The sequence below is a fragment of the Nocardia sp. NPDC059228 genome (genome assembly GCF_042754245.1).
GTDB lineage: Bacteria > Actinomycetota > Actinomycetes > Mycobacteriales > Mycobacteriaceae > Nocardia.
In genome coordinates, this window is record NZ_JBHZAL010000025.1 from 13,266 (window position 1) to 30,517 (window position 17,252).

Sequence of the window (17,252 nt, forward strand, 5' to 3'; positions counted from 1 at the left end):
CCTGGCCTGATTCGGGGTGTTCGGTGTCGACCGCATACACTGTCGGCCATGCGGATGTTCCTGGATATCCTCCTCGTTATCACCAGTGTGCTGCTGGTGCTGCTGGTGCTGCTGCACCGGGCCAAGGGCGGAGGTCTGTCCAGCCTCTTCGGTGGTGGTGTGCAGTCGAGCTTGTCGGGGTCCACTGTTGTCGAGAAGAACCTCGATCGCATCACGATCTTCCTGGGGTTGATCTGGCTGATCTCCATTCTCGGCATCGGCCTCGAAATCAAGTTCTCCTAGCCCCAAGCTCCTGAAATCGCCCGGGCACCACATCGGTGCCCGGGCGATTCGTCGTGCGCGGCAGGGTTCGTCGTGCGCGGCAGGGTTCGTCGTGCGCGGCAGGGTCACCGCGGATGACGTTGCACGGGTGACAGATTCGCGAGGGCGGCGCTGAGGGCCCGGCGGGCGTCGGCGCGGCTGATGGGGGTGTCGTCGTCGAGGGCGGCCAGTTCGATGGTGAGGAAGTCGCGGATCAGGTCGGACATGCTCACCCCGCGATGGTCGGCCTCGGCGCGGATGCGCTGATCCATGGCGTAGGGGAGCCGGACCGTGCGCAGCACCGTGACGGGGGTGTCGGGGCCGGGGAGGTCGGGTTCGGGGGCGTCCTCGTCGAAGGTGAGGCTGTCGAGGAAGTCGCGGGCTTCGTCGGCCGTGTGCGGGTAGCCCTTGTCCGGATAGTCAGTCATGGTCCGCCTCCCATTGTTCGAACTGGGCGAGAAGCCTTCCGGTCACCGGCCGGACGCCGACGACCTGCTGGTCCCACTGCGACAGCGGACGCACCACCACCGCCAGCGGCTGCCCCGCGCCGGTGCGGCCGATGATCATGAGAGCGGGCAGCCCGCCCGTTCCGCGCACCGGTCGCGGCCAGCGCCGGCCCGGGCCGGTCAGGACCCGCATGATCTCCTCGGGTGCGATGCCAACCGGGGGACGGTAAGTATTCAAGTGTTGCGCAATTCCCCTCTGACGGCGAGGGCGGATATGACGCGGATCGCGTCGGACAACCAGACGAATGTGTCGGGTTGCTCGGAGGTCAGTCCTATGTTGATGTAGTCGCGGATCAAGCCCGAAACAGTGGTGTTGTGCTCGGCGGCGACCTCGCGAAGTCGGTCGAGGGTGTGGTTGGGCAGTCGGATCGAGGTGTTGGTCGTGTCGGGTTCGCTCTCGTCGGTCTTGGTGGGTTGGGGTGCGGTGCTGTTCGGTGATGGCTTCTGGTGCTCATCCTCGGTGGTGTCCGCGAATACGAGGTTGTTGAGGAAGAGTTCGGCTTCCTCGGCGTTGCGCGGGTATTCCGGTCCGGGTTGGCTTGTCATCTTGGGTTGGCTCCCTTCGGTTCGGCGGCGAGGTAGTGGATCCAGCTGGATTGGGCGTAGCCCGCCCATTGGTGTGCGGTGCTGGGATGAATGCCGAACAGGTCGCTGACGATGATCGCGTCGAGGTCGGTGATGTTGGCCATCATCGCGGTGTTGCGGGCAGCGATGGTTGGAAGCCCGTGCGCCCGAAGTCGTTCGGCCAGGGCGAAGACGTTTCGCGGCCGGGTCGGTGGGCGACCTGGCAACAGATAATCCAGGCGGTTGGGAATTTCCGTGCTGATCATCGTGTCGGGGCCGACCTGCGCGATGAGCCGTTCGATGAGACGGGCCATGACGGGTGGCAGGAGGACCGGATTGCGGTCGATTGTCAGGTAGGCATCGGTGCTGTCGCGATGGAAACGGTCGGTGGTCAGCTCGACGATGCGAACCAGCGGCAGGGCATAGAGCCTGACCAGTGCGCCGACGACGCGGACGTCCAGTGGAAGGGTGTCGTCGATGAGGCAGCGCCGTAGCTGCTGTTGCTGTGTGTCGAAGTCCTGAAATCGTTGCGGTAGAGCGCTTTTTCGTTTCGGGATGTAGAGATCGGCGATCAGGTGGCGGGCTTTGGCCCATTCCAGGAAGCCGACGATCTTGCCGGCTCGGGTGGGATTGGTGTCGAACCATTCGTCGATATGGGCCTGGGTGAGAGCGGCCATCGGCGTGTCGATGGCTTCGAGCCAGCTCAGGAAGTCGATCGCGACACGAATCCGCGCTCGATCGCCGCTGGCGCTGCCGTCGCCGTATCGGCCCTTGCGTGCGCGTCGGCGGGCGCGCCGGAGAACGTGCCATTCAGCGTAAGCGCGGAGGATGTGCTGTTGTTGGCCGGGCAGGCCGGTGAGGGTGCGTTCAGCCCAAAGTTGAATCTGCGCAAGGTTTTCCATTCGGGGTTGCAGGATTCCGGCTGTGATCAGGAGATCTCGAATACGGCGGGTGCTGGTGTCCTGCGGCAGTTCGTCGAGGCGCTCGTGGGTGATCTCGGCTCGCGAGGCGACAAGGTCTGCGAGCAATGCGGCCGAGCGCCGCTCGGCGAGCCAGCTGGCGACTGATTCCGGATTGGCAGTGGTCAGGGCTTCGGCCAGTGGTTCGAGTGCCGGGACGAGGACCCCGTCGTCGGTGCTGAGCAGCGTGTGGATGCGGTCGTTGATGACGCAGCGTATGCATCGACCGTCGGCGTAGCCTTTGGTTTCCTCACCGCAGGTGCGGCAGTGATAGTCGAGATCGGCAACGGCGCAGGATGCGCAGATCGGTCCGGTGTCGGCGATGCCGAACAGGACTCGGATTTCGCCGCAGTCGGTGCAATGTTCGGGATTTCGCAACCGATCGCTGTAGCAGTGGCGGCAAACTTTGCCGACTGGCCAGGTTGTCACTGCAGGCTTCCGCTCGCCGCAAATGCCGCAGGCATGAAGGGGTTTGGGAACGCACGAGCCGCAGTGGAAGTCGCGTCCATTGAATTTGGAGCCGGGCCGGTGCCGGTGGCAGACCACGCAGAGGCCGATGTTGTCGTAGCAGCGGCGGCAGGTGTCGGGTTGGCCGGTGCCATTGGCGCGGACCTCGATCTGGCGCGTTTGCCCGCAGATGCCGCAGACCCGTTGCGGAAAGGGTCTGCATGTGCGGCAGACCGGTCCCTTGTCGCTGTTGCCGTGGGTGCGCCCCAATCGCCCGCAGTGTGAACATTGTTGCGGTGCTTTGGTATTGAGATGGCATCGCAGGCAGAGTGCTGTGCCGTCATCGAGGCGGCGTTGGGGGCGGCGCCATCGCCCGCAGCCTGCGCATTCGACCCGGTTCGCGGGATCCTTCGCGTAGCAGGAGTCGCAGATCGGCCCTTCGGGAGCGAGAGCGTTGACGTGTCCGTCTCGACCGCAGCGCGTGCAGGGACGCGCCGGCCGTAGGCGTTTCCGACACCTTTGGCAGCAGCGGCCTCGCGGACTGAGCTCATCCAGATCTATTCCCGCGCGTCCGCATTCGGCGCACCCGAGCAAGACAACGGCATCGTCGAATCCGTTGTCAGCAAGCAGATTCAGTAAACGCACCAGTGTTGCGGGAGCATGGGGAGACGGGGCGAAGAACGCGTCCCGGTGTTCGAGCAGGTGATCCAGCAGCGGGAGCGCGCCCGCGGCACTCCAGGCTCGCGCCTGCTGCAGAAGATCGATCGCCTTCTCGGTGATCATCGCGGGTCCGATGGTGTGCATGACGAATGCGACCAGCCAGATTCGCGCATTGCGCAGGTTGCGGTTGCCGGGCTTTGTCCTTGAGCGGCTGGTCATGGCTGTCCGGGTCGCCTGATCACAGTGCGGCGGCCGACGATTGGATTCGATCCGGTGTTTCCATCGGCTGTCTTGCGGACCTGTTGGTTGACGACTTCGGGCTCGATGAGGTCGTTGGGGGTGCAGCCGAGGATGTCGCAGAGCGCAACGAGCACGTCCATGCTCAGGCGTTGCGGCGGCTGGGTTACCAACCGGTAGACCTGTTCTCGGGACAACGTGACGCCGCGTTCGGCCAGCAAGGGAACCAGATTCGAGGTCTGGAACATCTGCTGATCGGCCATCAGATCCCGCAAGCGCCAGCGATAACCCATCTTCTTGTTCATGCCGTCACATCCCAGTCCGTGCCGAGGCGGCTCTTGAGTGCCGCGGCCAGCAGTTGATTGCGGTATTCGTTGGACACCCCCGCATAGATCGCGGTCGTTGCCGCGTGCGAATGACCGACCTGTTCCTGGACGAACCTTGGGGGATAACCGAATTCGGTCCAGTGGGTCACCGCCGAATGCCGCAAGCAGTGAACATCGAGACGATCATCGAGCCCGGCGGCTCGGTTCGTCGCGACGAACGCTTCGTTGATCGACCGAGGGGACAGTCGCCCGGCGCGCTCGTTCACCCACAAAGCTGGATGCTTACCCGGCGAGAATCTGGGGCGAAGGTCGGTCAGCCAACCGTCGAGAACGTCGACTATCCAGTCCATTTCTGGCACCAGCAGCACTGTGCGACGCTTCGGCGGAGCGCCTTTCGAAGACTTGCCGTAACGGACCATGACGCTGCCGAACCGATCGAACTGCGGAGCCTTCGGATTCCGGCGCAGATCAACCAGATCCAGCTTGGCGGTTTCGGTTCGGCGCAGCCCGAACGCGTAGATGGTCTTCAGAACAGCGGCGTCGCGGGCCGCGTTCAACGCGCCCTTGACCCCTCGCTCCGAGATGCGACTCGGCCGTGCGTCCGCGGCGTCGAACAGTGCCTGCACCTCGTCGTAGGTCAACGGCCGCCGGCGCGGGTCGCCCTCGAAATCGACCTTGTGGGCGATGGAGTTGCCCTCGTGGAAGATCGGTTGCGGCGCTTCGCCGAAGCGCTCGTCACAGACCCGGGCCCACCCGTATCGAGAATCGAGCAGAAATTCCAGGAACAGGCCGATAGTGACCTCGTAGCCGCGCAACGTCGACAACGCCCGCGGATCGTCGCCGCTGCGCAGGTGATCGATGAACGCCTCGCCCTCGGCCGGGGTCCACTGCCATGGATACAACCCGGTGAAATCCTTCACGCGGCGAATCAATCGAAGCCGTGGATCGATCGTGGACGTCTTCATGAACCGGGCCGACTGTTGTCGTCGCCACCCCTCCAACATCGCCTCGAACACCGCGGGAGCCGGGTCCAGGTGAACGACGTTGTCTGCCAGTACCAGCCGCGCCGAACCAGGTGGCTGCAAGGTCATATGGACGTTGTAGTAGATGCAACATTGATGTGCCGCGTGTCGAGGCGCAGCTGGGAGGTTCTGGACACCGACGCCGAACCGAACCGAATGTCGCTCCGATCAGCTAGTTTGGCGTTTCGGGATCGCGACGGAATGTTGCGTCAGATGCAATTCCGCCTAATTGAGCCGGGCCGCGACGTCGAGGGCCCACTCGGGAATCTCATATCCCACGGCCGCATAATACGATCGTAAAACAGCTGGTCGCCACCTGTCGACCAGCCTGTCGCGGACAGCGCGGGCGGGTCGGTGGCAGGAGTGTTGCCAAAGGGTGTTGCCAACTCGCATGACGCGCCGCGCCGAGATCGGCATCATGAACGAATGGACCCGGTGAAGACGGTCGCGCCGAGCCTTGCGGGGGTGCTGGACCGGAATCTGTTCTGGATGGTGTGGAACACCGTATTGGCCTGGATCCCGGTGGCTTTGGCGCTACTGGTGTTCCGCGGCGCGCGCGATGACGAACGGCGACTACCGATTTCGCCGGTGTGGTGGGGCGGATCGGCGCTGTTGCTGCTGTTCCTGCCCAATGCGCCCTATGTGGTGACCGATCTGGTGCACCTGCGCGACGACATCCGCGCGGCCGGCAACGGCCCGGTGGTGACGACGATCCTGCCGGTCTACGGCGCGTTCATCGCCTCCGGTTTCGTCGCCTACTACCTGGTGCTGGCCGAGCTGGGCCGCTTCCTGGAGGCACGTGGACTGGGCGCGCTGCGCACCCCGGTGACGCTCGCGATCCATTTGCTGTGCGCGGTAGGCGTTTTCCTGGGCCGCTGGGTGCGATTGAACAGCTGGGAGCCGGTGGTGCAGCCGCGTGGCACCTTCGATCGCATGATGCTGGCGCTGAGCTGGAACTGGGCGCCGGTGCTGATCGCGGCCATGTTCGTGGCAACGGCCCTGGGGCACTTCGTGACCCGGGCCGTGGTGGAGGCGGGCATCGACAGCGCCCGCCGGGGCGCCCGGCTGATCCGAACCCGGAAGTTCGCCTAGCCGAGCGCCTTCGGGGAAATCAGGCGATGCCCAGGCGCTCCTGAGCCAGCACGCGGATCGCCTTCTTGTCCGGCTTGCCGAGCCCGGTCAGCGGCAGCTCCTCGATCACCACCACGTGCTTGGGCACCTGCACCGAACCCTTGCGCTGCTTGACCGCGGCCTGGATCTCGGCGGTGACCACCTCGATCGCGGCCGGATCGGCCGCGGTGGCGGGGTCGAGGACCAGCACGGCGGTCACGGCCTCGCCCCAATGCGCGTCCGGCACACCGACCACCGCGACGGTGATCACCTTCGGGTGTTCGGAGACAACGTCTTCCACCTCGCGCGGGAACACATTGAACCCGCCGGTGACGACCATGTCCTTGGAACGCCCGACGATGAACAGGAATCCGTCCTCGTCCTGGCGGGCCAGATCGCCGGTGCGCAGCCAGCCGTTCTTGAACGTATCGGCCGTGACCTCCGGCAGATTCAGGTAGCCGGCGGCGAGCAGCGGCCCGGAGACACAGATCTCGCCGACCTCACCCTGCGGAACCGGTTTGTCCTCGCCGTCCAGCAGCGCCACCCGGACCGCGACCGAGGGCCGCCCGCACGAGGTGAGCCGCTCCTTGTCGTGCTCGTCCTTGCCCAGGTAGCTGATCGCCATCGGCGCCTCGGACTGCCCGAAGTACTGGGCGAAGATCGGCCCGAAGCGATCGATGGCCTCCTGCAACCGATTCGGGTCGATGGCCGAGGCCCCGTAGTACACCGTCTCCAGCGAGGACAGGTCGCGGGTCTGGGAATCCGGGTGATCGAGCAGCGCGTACAGCATGGACGGCACCAGCATGGTCGCCGAGATCTTGTGCTCCTCGATGGCGCGCAGCACTTCTCCGGCGTCGAAACGCGGCAGCACCACGCACTGCCCGCCCAGCAGCACGACCGGCAGGAAGAACGCCGCGCCCGCGTGCGAGAGCGGCGTGCAGATCAGGAACTTGGGGCGCTTGGGCCACTCCCACTCCGAGAGCTGGATCTGCGTCATGGTGTTCATGGTCAGCGCGGTGCCGATCACGCCCTTGGGCTTGCCGGTGGTGCCGCCGGTGTAGCTGATGGAGATGACGTCGGAGGGCAGCAGCTCCACCGCCTCCACCGGATGCGGCGCGTACTTGTCGGCGGTCGCCAGCAGATCCACGCCGACGTCGGCGAGCAGTTCGGGCACCGGGCCCAGCACCAGGATCTTGGTCAGCGTCGGCACCATGTCGACCAGCTCCCGGGCGCGCTGCACGAACGCGGGCACCGGATCCAGGATGAGCGTCGAAATGCCCGCGTCGGCAAGCACATACGCGTGATCGTCCAGGCCGCCGATGGGGTGCAGGGCGGTGCGCCGCGAGCCCACGATCTGGCCCGCGCCGATGGTGAACAGCACCTCGGGCCGGTTCAGCGCGAGCACGCCGACCGGGGTGCCGGTGGTGACGCCGTGCTCGGCGAAGGCGTCGATGTAGCGGCTCATGCCGTCGAGCACCTCACCGCCGGTGAGGACGTGGTCGCCGAGGGTGAGCACCGGGCGGTTGCGGTGCCGCTTCAGCCCGGCCACCAGGGCGTGGCCGTTGTGCACCGGCAGCCGCAGCAGGGTGTCGGGATCGAGTGTGGTCATGGGATTCTCAACTCCGTCCGATGGTCACGCCGTGTGGGCCGCGTACAGGGTGACGACCACCGCGCCGCCCAGGCCCAGATTGTGCGCCAGCGCGGTGCGCGCGCCCGCGACCTGCCGCTCGCCCGCGAGTCCGCGCAGCTGCCAGCTCAATTCGGTGCACTGGGCCAGGCCGGTCGCGCCGAGCGGGTGGCCCTTGGAGATCAGGCCGCCCGACGGGTTGACCACCCAGGTGCCGCCGTAGGTGGTGGCGCCGGACTCGATCAGCGCGCCCGACTCGCCTTCCCCGCACAGTCCCAGCGCCTCGTAGGTGATGAGCTCGTTGATGGAGAAGCAGTCGTGCAGCTCGATCACGTCGACGTCGGCGACGCCGATTCCGGCGCGGGAGAACACCTTCGAGGCCGCGGCCCGGGTCATGGGCGCGCCCACCACGTCGATCATGGAACCGGTGGAGAAGGAGGTGCCGTCGTCGGTGGCCAGCTCCTGGGCCAGGATCTCGATGGCCTGTCCCTCGAGACCGTTGGCCTTGACGAACTCCTCGCTCACCACGACCGCGGCGGCCGCGCCGTCGGACATGGGCGAGCACTGCGAGCGGGTCAGCGGGCCGTGCACCGGCTTGTCGCCGAGGACCTGCTCGAGGGTGTAGGCATCCTGGAACTGCGCCAGCGGGTTCCGGGTCGAGTGCTCGTGGTTCTTGACCGCGACCGCCGCCAGCTGCTCGGGCGTGGTGCCGTAGCGCTTCATGTGCTCGAGGGCGGCATTGCCGAAGAACTGGGTGGTGATCGGCGCGGCGGAGAACTCGAAGTGCTCCCTGTTCACCTTCAGGTGCGCGTCGACGGTGGTGACCTTGGGCTTGGTGGCCGGGCCGGCCATGGCCTCCTTGGTCATCTGCTCGAAGCCGACGGCCAGGGCCACATCGGTGATGCCGGCGGCCACCCACTCGCGGGCGAACATGAGCGCGGTGGAACCGGTGGCGCAGTTGTTGTTCACATTGACGATCGGGATGCCGGTCAGGCCGATGTCGTAGAGGGCGCGCTGGCCGGCGGCCGAGGGCTGGAAGACGTAGCCGACCGCGGCGCGCTGCACCTGGTCGTAGGTGACGCCCGCGTCCTTCAGCGCGCCGTTCACGGCCTCGGCGACCATCTCCGGGTAGGTCCACTCGCGGGAACCGATCTTGACGAACGGCGTCATGTTCACGCCGACGACGAAAACGCGTCGCATAGGGTTGTCCACTCCTGTTCTTCGGGAACGTAATTCGTGATGTCTAGTCGGCGCGCGGGACGCGGCCGTCGAGGTCGGTGAAGCCGTAGGCCTCGGCCAGGTCGGCGACCTTCCAGGCTTTTCCGGTGCGCGCCAGGCGATCCGGATCCGCGGCCAGCGCGACCACGGCGCGGCCGGCGAAGTGCGGGGTCTCGGCCTGGTCGAGATCGAAGGTGCCCTCGCCGGGCAGGGTGACCAGGCGGCGGCCCTGTGCGTCGGCCGGAACCATTTGCAGCAGTTCGGTGTTCACGATGCCCGGCCAGATCGAGACTGCGGTCGCGCCGGTGCCGTCGAGGTCGTGCGCCATGTCGGCGGTGAGCCGGTCCACGGCGGCCTTGCCGACGCCGTAGACCGCGTTGTGCATCTGGCGGATCGCGCCGGGGGAGGACACGCTCACGATCAGGCCCTGCGACTCGATGAGCAGCGGCGCGGCGAAAACGCTTGCCACGTAATGGGATCGGACGCCGATATCGAAGCCCTCGTCCCACGCCCTGGGCGGCACCTCCCAGAACTTGCGGCCGATCCAGCGCGCCGACGCGGGGGAGTTGTAGACATTGTTGACCAGTACGTCGAGCCGGCCCTGCTCGTCGCGCACCTGCGCGAGCAGTTTCTCCACGGCCGCGTCGTCACGGTGGTCGCAGACCACCGGCACCCCGATCCCGCCCAGGGCGTCGATCTCGGCGGCGGTCCCGGCCACGGTGCCCGGCAGGTGCCCGGCCGTGACGGTGCGCCCGGTGACGTACACGGTCGCCCCGGCCGCGCCCAGCTCCAGGGCGATGCCCTTGCCGATGCCGCGGCTCGCGCCGGTCACCACCGCGACCTTTCCGGCGAGAATCTTGGGTATTTCGCTCACGACCTCTGGACATTACCTTGAAATAGGAACGTGTTCTAGAAATTGGAGGCGGAGTGGAACTGACGCATCGGACGATCGACACCGGGGAGGTCCGCATGCACGTCGCGGATCAGGGCGAGGGCTTCCCGGTCGTCTTCTGTCACGGGTTTCCGCACACCTGGTTCATGTGGCACCACCAGCTCGATGCCGTCGCCGCGGCCGGCTACCGTGCCCTCGCCCCCGACCTGCGCGGATACGGCCGCACCGAGGCGCCCGCCGACCCGGAGGCGTACACCAACGCCGCCGTCATCGGCGACCTCATGGCCCTGCTCGACGACATCGGCGCGGCGCGGGCGGTGTTCGTCGGCCTCGACTTCGGCGCCCAGCTGGTGTGGGAGCTGAGCCTGCGCGCCCCCGAGCGGGTGGCCGCCGCCATGGTCCTGAACAACCCGTTCGCCCCGCGCCCGCCGCGCGCCCCGTCGGCCTTCTGGACGAAGGCGGCCGAACGCCACTTCCTGCACCTGTCCTACTTCCAGACCCCCGGCATCGCCGACGCCGAACTCGCCGCGGACCCGCGCGGTTTCCTGGCCCGGGTCTACTACTCGCTCTCCGGCGACTACCACTACCTCGACACCTGGAAGAACCCGCCCGGCCTCGGCTACCTCGACGTCCTCCCGCAGGCGCCCGCCCTGCCCTGGCCGTGGCTCTCGGAAGCCGAATTCGACACCCTGGTCCAGGATTTCGAGCGCACCGGCTTCACCGGCGGCCTCAACTGGTACCGCAACCTCGACCGCAACTGGGAACTCACCGCCGCCTACGCCGACGCCAAGGTCGAAGTCGCCACCTTCTTCCTCTACGGCCAGAACGACCCCGACATGGAGGGCTTCAGCGGCCGCGACCCCCTGGCCACCCTGCGCGCCAACGTCCCCGACCTCCGCGAGGTCGTCGAGGTCCCGGCCGCGGGCCACCTGGTCCAGCTCGAGCGCCCCGACGCGGTCAACACCTTCCTGACCGATGCCCTGAAGAGCCTCGGCCTCCCGGCGTAACCCGACCGGACCGGTGGCCCGGGACACCAGGCCCGGTCACCGGTCGATTCGAGGATCCTGCTGTTCGGGCGTCCAGTGAGAGGCGTACCGTCGGGCAGATATCGGGTGTTGTCGATCAGGAGGCCCGGTTCATGGCAGTTCGAGTTCACGCTTTCGGCGATGACGCGCTCGGCCAGCATGACGGGGTGGCCATTGCCGCGCTGATCCGCAGCGGTGAGTTGAGTGCGGCCGAGGTCGCGAAGGCGGCCCGGGAGCGGGTGGCCCACGTGGATCCGGTGTTGCACGCGGTTGTGGTGGAGGCGGATCCGCCGCTGATCTCGGGGGACCGGGAGGCGCTGCTGTACGGCGTGCCGGCCTTCGTGAAGGACAACACCGACGTGGCCGGGCTGCCGACCCAGCACGGCAGTGCGGCCTGGCGGGCCCGGCCGGCGAAGGCGCACGGACCCTTCGCGAAACAGTTTCTGGGCACCGGTGTGACCGTGCTCGGGAAGAGCACGCTGCCGGAGTTCGGGTTGAACGCCACCACCGAATTCGTCGATGCCGAACCGACCCCCAATCCGTGGGACACCGAGTTCTCCTCGGGCGCCTCGTCGGGTGGTTCGGCCGCCCTCGTCGCGGCGGGCGCGGTGCCGATCGCCCACGGCAACGACGGTGGCGGTTCCATCCGGATTCCTGCCGCCTGCTGCGGGCTGGTCGGCCTGAAACCGACGCGTGGCCGTCACCTCGACGGCCCGCAGGCTCGTTCCATGCCGATCAACCTGGTCTCCGAGGGCGTGCTCACCCGCACGGTCCGTGACACCGCCACCTATTTCGCGGCGGCCGAACGCTTCTGGCGCAATCCCGCGCTGCCGCCGATCGGGCTCGTCGAGGGGCCCGCCCAGCGGCGGCTGCGTATCGGCCTGCTCAGCGATCCCATCACCGGGGCAACCCTGGACCCGGAGATTCGCACGGTCCTCGAAGAGACCGTCACGCTGCTGGAGGGCCTCGGCCACGAGGTGCGGCCCATCCCTTACCCGGTGGACCGGGGGTTCGCCGAGGATTTCGCCACCTACTGGGCGATGCTGGCCTTCCTGGGCAGCCACACCGGCAAACTGAGCTTCGGCCGGTCCTTCGACCCCGCCCGCCTCGATCCCTTCACCCGTGGCCTGGCCGCCCGCTTCCACGGCTCCGCCCTGCGCTCACCCGCTGTGCTGTACCGGCTTTCGCGCCTCCGCCGCGCCTACGCGGCCTCCTTCCACGACGTCGAACTCGTGGTGTCCCCGGTGCTGGCGAATCTCACACCCCGCCTGGGCTACCTGAGCCCCGGTCAGCCCTTCGACGAGGTGTTCGGCCGCCTGCTGGACTACGTCACCTACACACCGTTCGCGAACGTGACCGGGGCCCCGGCCCTTTCGCTCCCGATGGGCGCATCCGAGTCCGGTCTCCCCATCGGGATGATGTTCTCCGCCCTCCACGGCGACGAACGCACCCTGCTCGAACTCGCCTACGCCCTCGAATCGGTCCACCCCTTCCGCCGCATCGAGCAGTGACGAGCTAGACCGAGACCGCGCGCAGTGCGTCGGGCGTCAGATCCTTCAGCGCCGGATACCCGTCCACCGCCATGATCAGATCCGCCTCCGCGAGCAGCGTGCGCAGCACGTGCACGATGCCGTCCGCGCCGCCCAGCGCCAGCCCGTAGGCGTAGGGGCGGCCGATGCCGACCGCGGACGCGCCCAGCGCCAGCGCCTTGATGATGTCCGCGCCCGAGCGCACCCCGGAATCGAACAGCACCGGCAGCCCCTCGGCGGCGGCCACCACCTCGGGCAGCATGTCCAGCGCCGGGAGCCCGCCATTGGCCTGGCGGCCACCGTGATTGGAGCAGTAGATGCCGTCCACGCCCAGATCCCGGGCGCGACGCGCGTCCTCGGGATGGCAGATGCCCTTCACGATCAGCGGCAGCTTGGTCAGCGACCGCAGCCACGGCAGATCCGCCCAGGTCAGCGGATTGCCGAAGACCTGGATCCAGCGCAGGATGGCCGACTGCGGATCCTGCTCCGGCGACTGCGCCAGGCTCGCCCGGAACACCGGATCGGTGAAATAGTTGGCCAGGCAGTGCCCGCGCAGCTGCGGGAAATTACCGGTGGACAGATCGCGCGGCCGCCAGCCGGTCACCCAGGTGTCGAGGGTGACCACGATGCCCTTGAACCCCGCCCGCTCGGCCCGCTCCACCAGGCTGGCGGCGAGATCCCGGTCGGTGGGGGTGTAGAGCTGGAAAAAGCCGGGGGTGTCACCGAATTCGGCCGCCACGTCCTCCATCGGATCCACGCTCAGCGTGGACGCCACCATGGGGACGCCGGTGCGCGCCGCGGCCCGCGCGGTCGCCAGATCACCGTGCCCGTCCTGCGCGCACAGGCCGATCACACCCACCGGCGCCATGAAAACCGGTGCGGGCCAGGTGCTTCCGAACAATTCCACCGACAGGTCACGCTGCTTGGCGCCCACGAACATGCGCGGAATCACGCCCCACCGATCGAAGGCCGCCACATTGGCCCGCTGGGTGCGCTCGTCGCCCGCGCCGCCCGCCACATACGACCACACCGCCGGCGGCAGCGCCGCCTGCGCCCGCTCGGCCAGCTCCGCGAAGCTCACCGGCAGCGCCGGCACCACCCCGCGCAACCCGTCGAAGTAGATCTCGTTCTGAAAATCACCGAATGCCACGACGCACTCTCCAGTTCCGTCTCTGCCGAAAGCGACACTGCGATTGTGCGAGACTGGGCATCGGGCACGGGTGAATCGCAGGATACGAGCAGAGGGTGCCGGACCGTGCAGGATGACGTCAGGCTGCTGACCGAGGAGGAGCTCGCGCTCATTCACGCCCTGCAGCTGCGGCCCCGCGCGTCGTGGACCGACCTGGGGCGAGTGCTCGGCGTGGACCCGGTGACCGTGGCCCGCCGCTGGCAACGGCTCAGTGACCGCGGCGAGGCGTGGATCAGCGTCTCACCCGGCCCGTCGGTGTTCGATCTGCTGTGCGCCGCCTTCGTCGACATCGATTGCGCCGCAGGGCAGACCGATGCGGTGGTCGCCACGCTGGCCGCGCATCCGCACATGCTCACCCTGGAACGCGCGGGCGGCAGCAATCGCATTCTCGCCACCGTGGCCACCGGCGATTTCGGGCAGATGTCGCGCTACACCCTCGACGTGCTGCCGGCCGTCCCGCATATCGCGGCCGTGCGCACCCGCATCGTGACCCACTGGTTCGCCGAGGGCGGCAGCTGGCGCATCGACGCCCTCGCCCCCGGCCAGCGCGACCAGCTGCGCACCACGCCCGCTCCGGCCGGGGTCGACCGCGGCCGCGGCGTCACCCCGCTGGACCGGGCCCTCATCGGCGCACTGGCCCGCGACGGCCGCGCCGCGCACAGCGTCCTCGCCGCCGCCCTCGGCACCAGCGCCTCCACCGTCAAACGCCGCATCGACGAGCTCACCCGGCTCGGACTGCTCAGCTTCCGCTGCGATTTCGCGCGCCCGCTGGGCGGCTGGCCGGTCGCGGTCACCTTCTGGGCGACCGCGCCCACCGCCGCGCTGCCCGAGATCGGCTACGGGCTCATCCGGCTCCCGCAGACCCGCAACTGCGCCGCCGTCAGCGGCACCCACAATCTGGTGCTGCAGGCCGGACTGCACTCGGTCGCCGAGGTCACCCGCTTCGAAGACCAGATCGCCACACTGCATCCCGAGCTCGTCGTGACCGAACGCACCATCACCCTGCGGCACGAGAAACTGCTCGGCCGCATCCTCGACCGCCACGGCCGCTCCCGTATCGCGGTGCCGCCGGATATCTGGCGGGAAACTGCACCGGCACAGGGTGATTCGCACTGAAAGCTGACAATCTGTCACCGGCGCACGGCAATTCGACGCCAACTCTCGGCTGAGACGTCTCAGAAGTTCGCGTTGAGGTATTCCGCCGCATGCGTCGTCCACAGCATGCCCGTGCCCGGCATATTGTGCCCGGAATACAGCACGTGCTGCCCGTCCGGCCAGGGCGTCAGATACCCGATCAGCCCACGCACCGCCGCCTCGTACCGATTCAGGTTCGCCACCGGATTCTGCATCAGGAACTCCAGCAGCTCATGGAAGATCACCGGCGTCAGATTCCCGATCCGTGCCCCCTCGACCAGCGAGAACGGCGAAATCGCGGTATCGATGGCCCGCAGCGGCGAATCGGCGGGGGAAGCGGTGATGATGTCGCCGGGATTCGAGTACTCCCGCACATCCATCCCCAGCGGCCACGCCCCCCGCTGCCCGTGCAGCCCGTACGTCGTTGCCGGGCACAGATTCCCGACCGACTGCCCCGCCCGCCGCATCGGATTGGCGATATTCACCACGAACGCGATCTCCAGCGGCGACCCGTCGACATTGGTGTAGATGCCCGCTCGCACTCCCTGCAGAATCGTGCTCGCGACGATCCCGCCCAGCGAATAACTCATCAGCCCACACACATTCGGCGAATCCTGCAATGCCTTGACCCCCGCCGCCACCCCCAGCCGCACCGAGGTATCCAGCGACGGCCCCCACGCATCCGGATCCGGCCCGATCGAAGCCGGCCAATCCGGCTCGAAACACCGGAACTTCCCCGTATCCAGCAGTTTGGCGACATCGTGCAGCATGCCCGCCGGCGTCCCATCGCTGTTCCGCTGCTCCCCGGTACCCCGCAACGTGATGATGTCGATCATGGCATTCCCTCCACGCACGCCGAACCTTTCGACGCCTGTGCCCGACGCTAGGCCGATCCGGGCGCGAGCTCGCGAGTAGTGAACTACCCGATTCCGAGCCCGGACGGCGGCCGGCACCCGGCTCGAGCCGGTGCCCCCGGACCGGACCTGCCGCACCCCGCGTGGTCTGTCGACCGGTGGCAGGTCCCGCCGGACACCGGCTCGCCGCCGGAGGTCAATGCCGGGGTGCGGTCCAGCGGGCGGCCGGGGCGAACACGCCGGAGGGGTCGTAGCGGCGGTGCGCCTCGACCAGGCGATCGCGCTGTGCGGTTGTCCAGGCGGTCATGGTCTCCGCACTGGGCCGGCCGTGCGGATCCGGGGCGAAGTTCGGTGTGGCCGCGTTCAGACTCCAGGTGGAGAGCGCAGCGATCACAGTGTCCAGCGCCGCCGGGACCAGCGCTGCGATCGGTGGCGCCAGCACACCGACTGTGAGGAGGTTGAAGGCGGCCTGCCGGCCCGCGACCGTGGTCGGGGCGAGCGACTCTCGCGCGAGCGCGCCGCCGAGGGCGCGAATCTCGGCCATGGTGATGGGCAGGCCGCCCGCCGGGCCGGCAGCCTCGAGCAGCGCGTCGATGGCGGCGTCGGGCAGTTCGCGCAGCAGGGTCGCGCGATCGGCTGCCGGCATCGGGTCGACCGGGTCGTTGTGGATGGAAGCCAGTGCCGCGTAGGGCATTTCGGCGACGGTGTCCAGCAACGGCGCCGCCACCGGCCGCAGCGGCGCCAGCAGCGCGGCGCCCTCGGCCAGGTCGCCGACATGGGCGTAGCGCAGGTGCAACACCGTGGCTCCGCGCAGCGGCTCCGGAATCTCCGGCAGCGGAGGCAGATTGAGGATCGCCACCGAACTGGTCACGGTCTCCGGCACGGTTGCCATCCAATTCCGCCAGGCCCGCAGCACCTGCGCCGCGTCCTCGATCCGGTAGGTCAGGCCGCCCGCGTACAGGGTGCGGATCGGGAACAGCCGGAAGGTCATCTGTGTGACGATCCCGAATGCCGCGCCGCCGCCGAGCAGCGCCCGGAACAGCTCGGGTTCGGTATCGGGGGAGACCCGGCGCAGGGTGGCGTCCGCGGTCACCACCTCCATGCCGATGACGTGGTCGGCGGCGAAACCGTAGGTGCGGGCGATCGGGCCCAGACCGCCGCCCAGGGTGTAGCCCACCACGCCGACACTCGTGGACGACCCCGCGAGCGCGGCGAGGCCGAACGGGGCGGCCGCGTCCAGGACACGCTGCCAGCGAACGCCTGCGCCGACGGTCGCGGTGCGCTGATCGCGATCGATCGACACCGCGTCCAGCAATGCGGTGTCGATGAGGATGCTCTCCGGCGGCGTAGGAGCGGCCCCGTGACCGGTGGCCTGCACCGCGACCGCGTAGCCGGTCGCGTTCGCGATGCTCACGGCGGCCGCGACGTCGGCGGCGCTGCTGGCCACCACGATGGCCGCGGCCCGATGCTCGGTCGCGACATTGAATCCGGTCGCCGACAACCGGTAGCCGTCCTGGCCGGGCGTGTGGACCTCACCGGCGACCGCCGCTCGCAGGCGTTCGGCGAGCACGGAACTCGGCATCGGCCGCCGCCCGGTGGCGGTCGGCGCGGGCGGATCGAAGACGCTGGACATGGGGCTCCTGAAAGTCGATG

General features: G+C 68.1%; 17 protein-coding genes. 5 read left to right on the forward strand and 12 right to left on the reverse strand.

What is annotated here, in order from left to right:
* Nucleotides 1–48 precede the first annotated feature (48 nt).
* The gene (secG, locus tag ACFXKA_RS30150) at nucleotides 49–282 is read left to right on the forward strand and encodes a preprotein translocase subunit SecG (RefSeq protein WP_040858416.1); all 234 of its coding nucleotides are present in this window, start codon (nucleotides 49–51) and stop codon (nucleotides 280–282) included.
* A gap of 104 nt (nucleotides 283–386) precedes the next feature.
* Here the strand turns inward: secG and ACFXKA_RS30155 are convergent, their stop codons facing one another.
* From ACFXKA_RS30155 to ACFXKA_RS30180, 6 genes are read right to left on the reverse strand one after another with little or no spacing between them, the layout of a single operon-like run.
* On the reverse strand, nucleotides 387–728 hold the full coding sequence (locus ACFXKA_RS30155; RefSeq protein WP_354846543.1) for a hypothetical protein: 342 nt from the start codon (nucleotides 726–728) through the stop codon (nucleotides 387–389).
* Nucleotides 721–939 (reverse strand): hypothetical protein, encoded by a 219-nt coding sequence (locus tag ACFXKA_RS30160; RefSeq protein ID WP_379429886.1) that lies wholly within the window; start codon nucleotides 937–939, stop codon nucleotides 721–723. Before ACFXKA_RS30160 ends, ACFXKA_RS30155 begins: the two co-directional genes overlap by 8 nt.
* A 41-nt stretch (nucleotides 940–980) precedes the next feature.
* A complete protein-coding gene (locus ACFXKA_RS30165; RefSeq protein ID WP_379429887.1) occupies nucleotides 981–1,352 on the reverse strand; it encodes a hypothetical protein in 372 nt (123 codons plus the stop codon).
* On the reverse strand, nucleotides 1,349–3,655 hold the full coding sequence (locus tag ACFXKA_RS30170; RefSeq protein WP_379429888.1) for an XRE family transcriptional regulator: 2,307 nt from the start codon (nucleotides 3,653–3,655) through the stop codon (nucleotides 1,349–1,351). Before ACFXKA_RS30170 ends, ACFXKA_RS30165 begins: the two co-directional genes overlap by 4 nt.
* Complete coding sequence (locus ACFXKA_RS30175) at nucleotides 3,652–3,978, reverse strand: helix-turn-helix domain-containing protein (protein WP_379429889.1); 327 nt, start codon at nucleotides 3,976–3,978, stop codon at nucleotides 3,652–3,654. The genes ACFXKA_RS30170 and ACFXKA_RS30175 overlap by 4 nt, the downstream gene beginning before the upstream one ends.
* Nucleotides 3,975–5,090 (reverse strand): tyrosine-type recombinase/integrase, encoded by a 1,116-nt coding sequence (locus tag ACFXKA_RS30180; RefSeq protein WP_379429890.1) that lies wholly within the window; start codon nucleotides 5,088–5,090, stop codon nucleotides 3,975–3,977. Before ACFXKA_RS30180 ends, ACFXKA_RS30175 begins: the two co-directional genes overlap by 4 nt.
* Nucleotides 5,091–5,447: 357 nt before the next feature.
* Here ACFXKA_RS30180 and ACFXKA_RS30185 point away from each other — a divergent pair, with 357 nt between their 5' ends.
* Complete coding sequence (locus tag ACFXKA_RS30185; RefSeq protein WP_354846548.1) at nucleotides 5,448–6,113, forward strand: DUF1361 domain-containing protein; 666 nt, start codon at nucleotides 5,448–5,450, stop codon at nucleotides 6,111–6,113.
* Nucleotides 6,114–6,132: 19 nt separating this feature from the next.
* On the opposite strand, the gene fadD8 is transcribed toward ACFXKA_RS30185, so the two are convergent.
* Genes fadD8 through ACFXKA_RS30200 form a run of 3 tightly spaced genes read right to left on the reverse strand, consistent with a single transcriptional unit; the run spans nucleotide 6,133 to nucleotide 9,850 of the window.
* Nucleotides 6,133–7,740 (reverse strand): fatty-acid--CoA ligase FadD8, encoded by a 1,608-nt coding sequence (fadD8, locus tag ACFXKA_RS30190; RefSeq protein WP_379429891.1) that lies wholly within the window; start codon nucleotides 7,738–7,740, stop codon nucleotides 6,133–6,135.
* A gap of 24 nt (nucleotides 7,741–7,764) precedes the next feature.
* Complete coding sequence (locus ACFXKA_RS30195) at nucleotides 7,765–8,958, reverse strand: Nonspecific lipid-transfer protein (RefSeq protein WP_379429892.1); 1,194 nt, start codon at nucleotides 8,956–8,958, stop codon at nucleotides 7,765–7,767.
* A 43-nt stretch (nucleotides 8,959–9,001) separates the two neighbouring features.
* On the reverse strand, nucleotides 9,002–9,850 hold the full coding sequence (locus tag ACFXKA_RS30200) for an SDR family NAD(P)-dependent oxidoreductase (RefSeq protein ID WP_379429893.1): 849 nt from the start codon (nucleotides 9,848–9,850) through the stop codon (nucleotides 9,002–9,004).
* A 53-nt stretch (nucleotides 9,851–9,903) separates the two neighbouring features.
* Here ACFXKA_RS30200 and ACFXKA_RS30205 point away from each other — a divergent pair, with 53 nt between their 5' ends.
* Together ACFXKA_RS30205 and ACFXKA_RS30210 are read left to right on the forward strand one after the other, a co-directional pair.
* Nucleotides 9,904–10,875, forward strand: coding sequence for an alpha/beta fold hydrolase (locus ACFXKA_RS30205; protein WP_379429894.1), 972 nt, complete (start codon nucleotides 9,904–9,906; stop codon nucleotides 10,873–10,875).
* A 131-nt stretch (nucleotides 10,876–11,006) separates the two neighbouring features.
* Nucleotides 11,007–12,404, forward strand: a complete 1,398-nt coding sequence (locus ACFXKA_RS30210; RefSeq protein ID WP_379429895.1) for an amidase — start codon at nucleotides 11,007–11,009, stop codon at nucleotides 12,402–12,404.
* A 4-nt stretch (nucleotides 12,405–12,408) separates the two neighbouring features.
* On the opposite strand, the gene ACFXKA_RS30215 is transcribed toward ACFXKA_RS30210, so the two are convergent.
* Nucleotides 12,409–13,572: a lactate 2-monooxygenase gene (locus ACFXKA_RS30215; RefSeq protein ID WP_379429896.1), complete on the reverse strand. Its 1,164-nt coding sequence runs from the start codon at nucleotides 13,570–13,572 to the stop codon at nucleotides 12,409–12,411.
* Nucleotides 13,573–13,677: 105 nt separating this feature from the next.
* On the opposite strand from ACFXKA_RS30215, the gene ACFXKA_RS30220 reads away from it, so the two are divergent.
* The gene (locus ACFXKA_RS30220; RefSeq protein WP_379429897.1) at nucleotides 13,678–14,727 is read left to right on the forward strand and encodes an Lrp/AsnC family transcriptional regulator; all 1,050 of its coding nucleotides are present in this window, start codon (nucleotides 13,678–13,680) and stop codon (nucleotides 14,725–14,727) included.
* A gap of 59 nt (nucleotides 14,728–14,786) precedes the next feature.
* On the opposite strand, the gene ACFXKA_RS30225 is transcribed toward ACFXKA_RS30220, so the two are convergent.
* On the reverse strand, nucleotides 14,787–15,581 hold the full coding sequence (locus tag ACFXKA_RS30225; RefSeq protein ID WP_379429898.1) for a hypothetical protein: 795 nt from the start codon (nucleotides 15,579–15,581) through the stop codon (nucleotides 14,787–14,789).
* A gap of 214 nt (nucleotides 15,582–15,795) precedes the next feature.
* Entirely contained in the window at nucleotides 15,796–17,232 is a 1,437-nt protein-coding gene (locus tag ACFXKA_RS30230; RefSeq protein WP_379429899.1) for an FAD-binding oxidoreductase, read from the reverse strand.
* Nucleotides 17,233–17,252 lie beyond the last annotated feature (20 nt).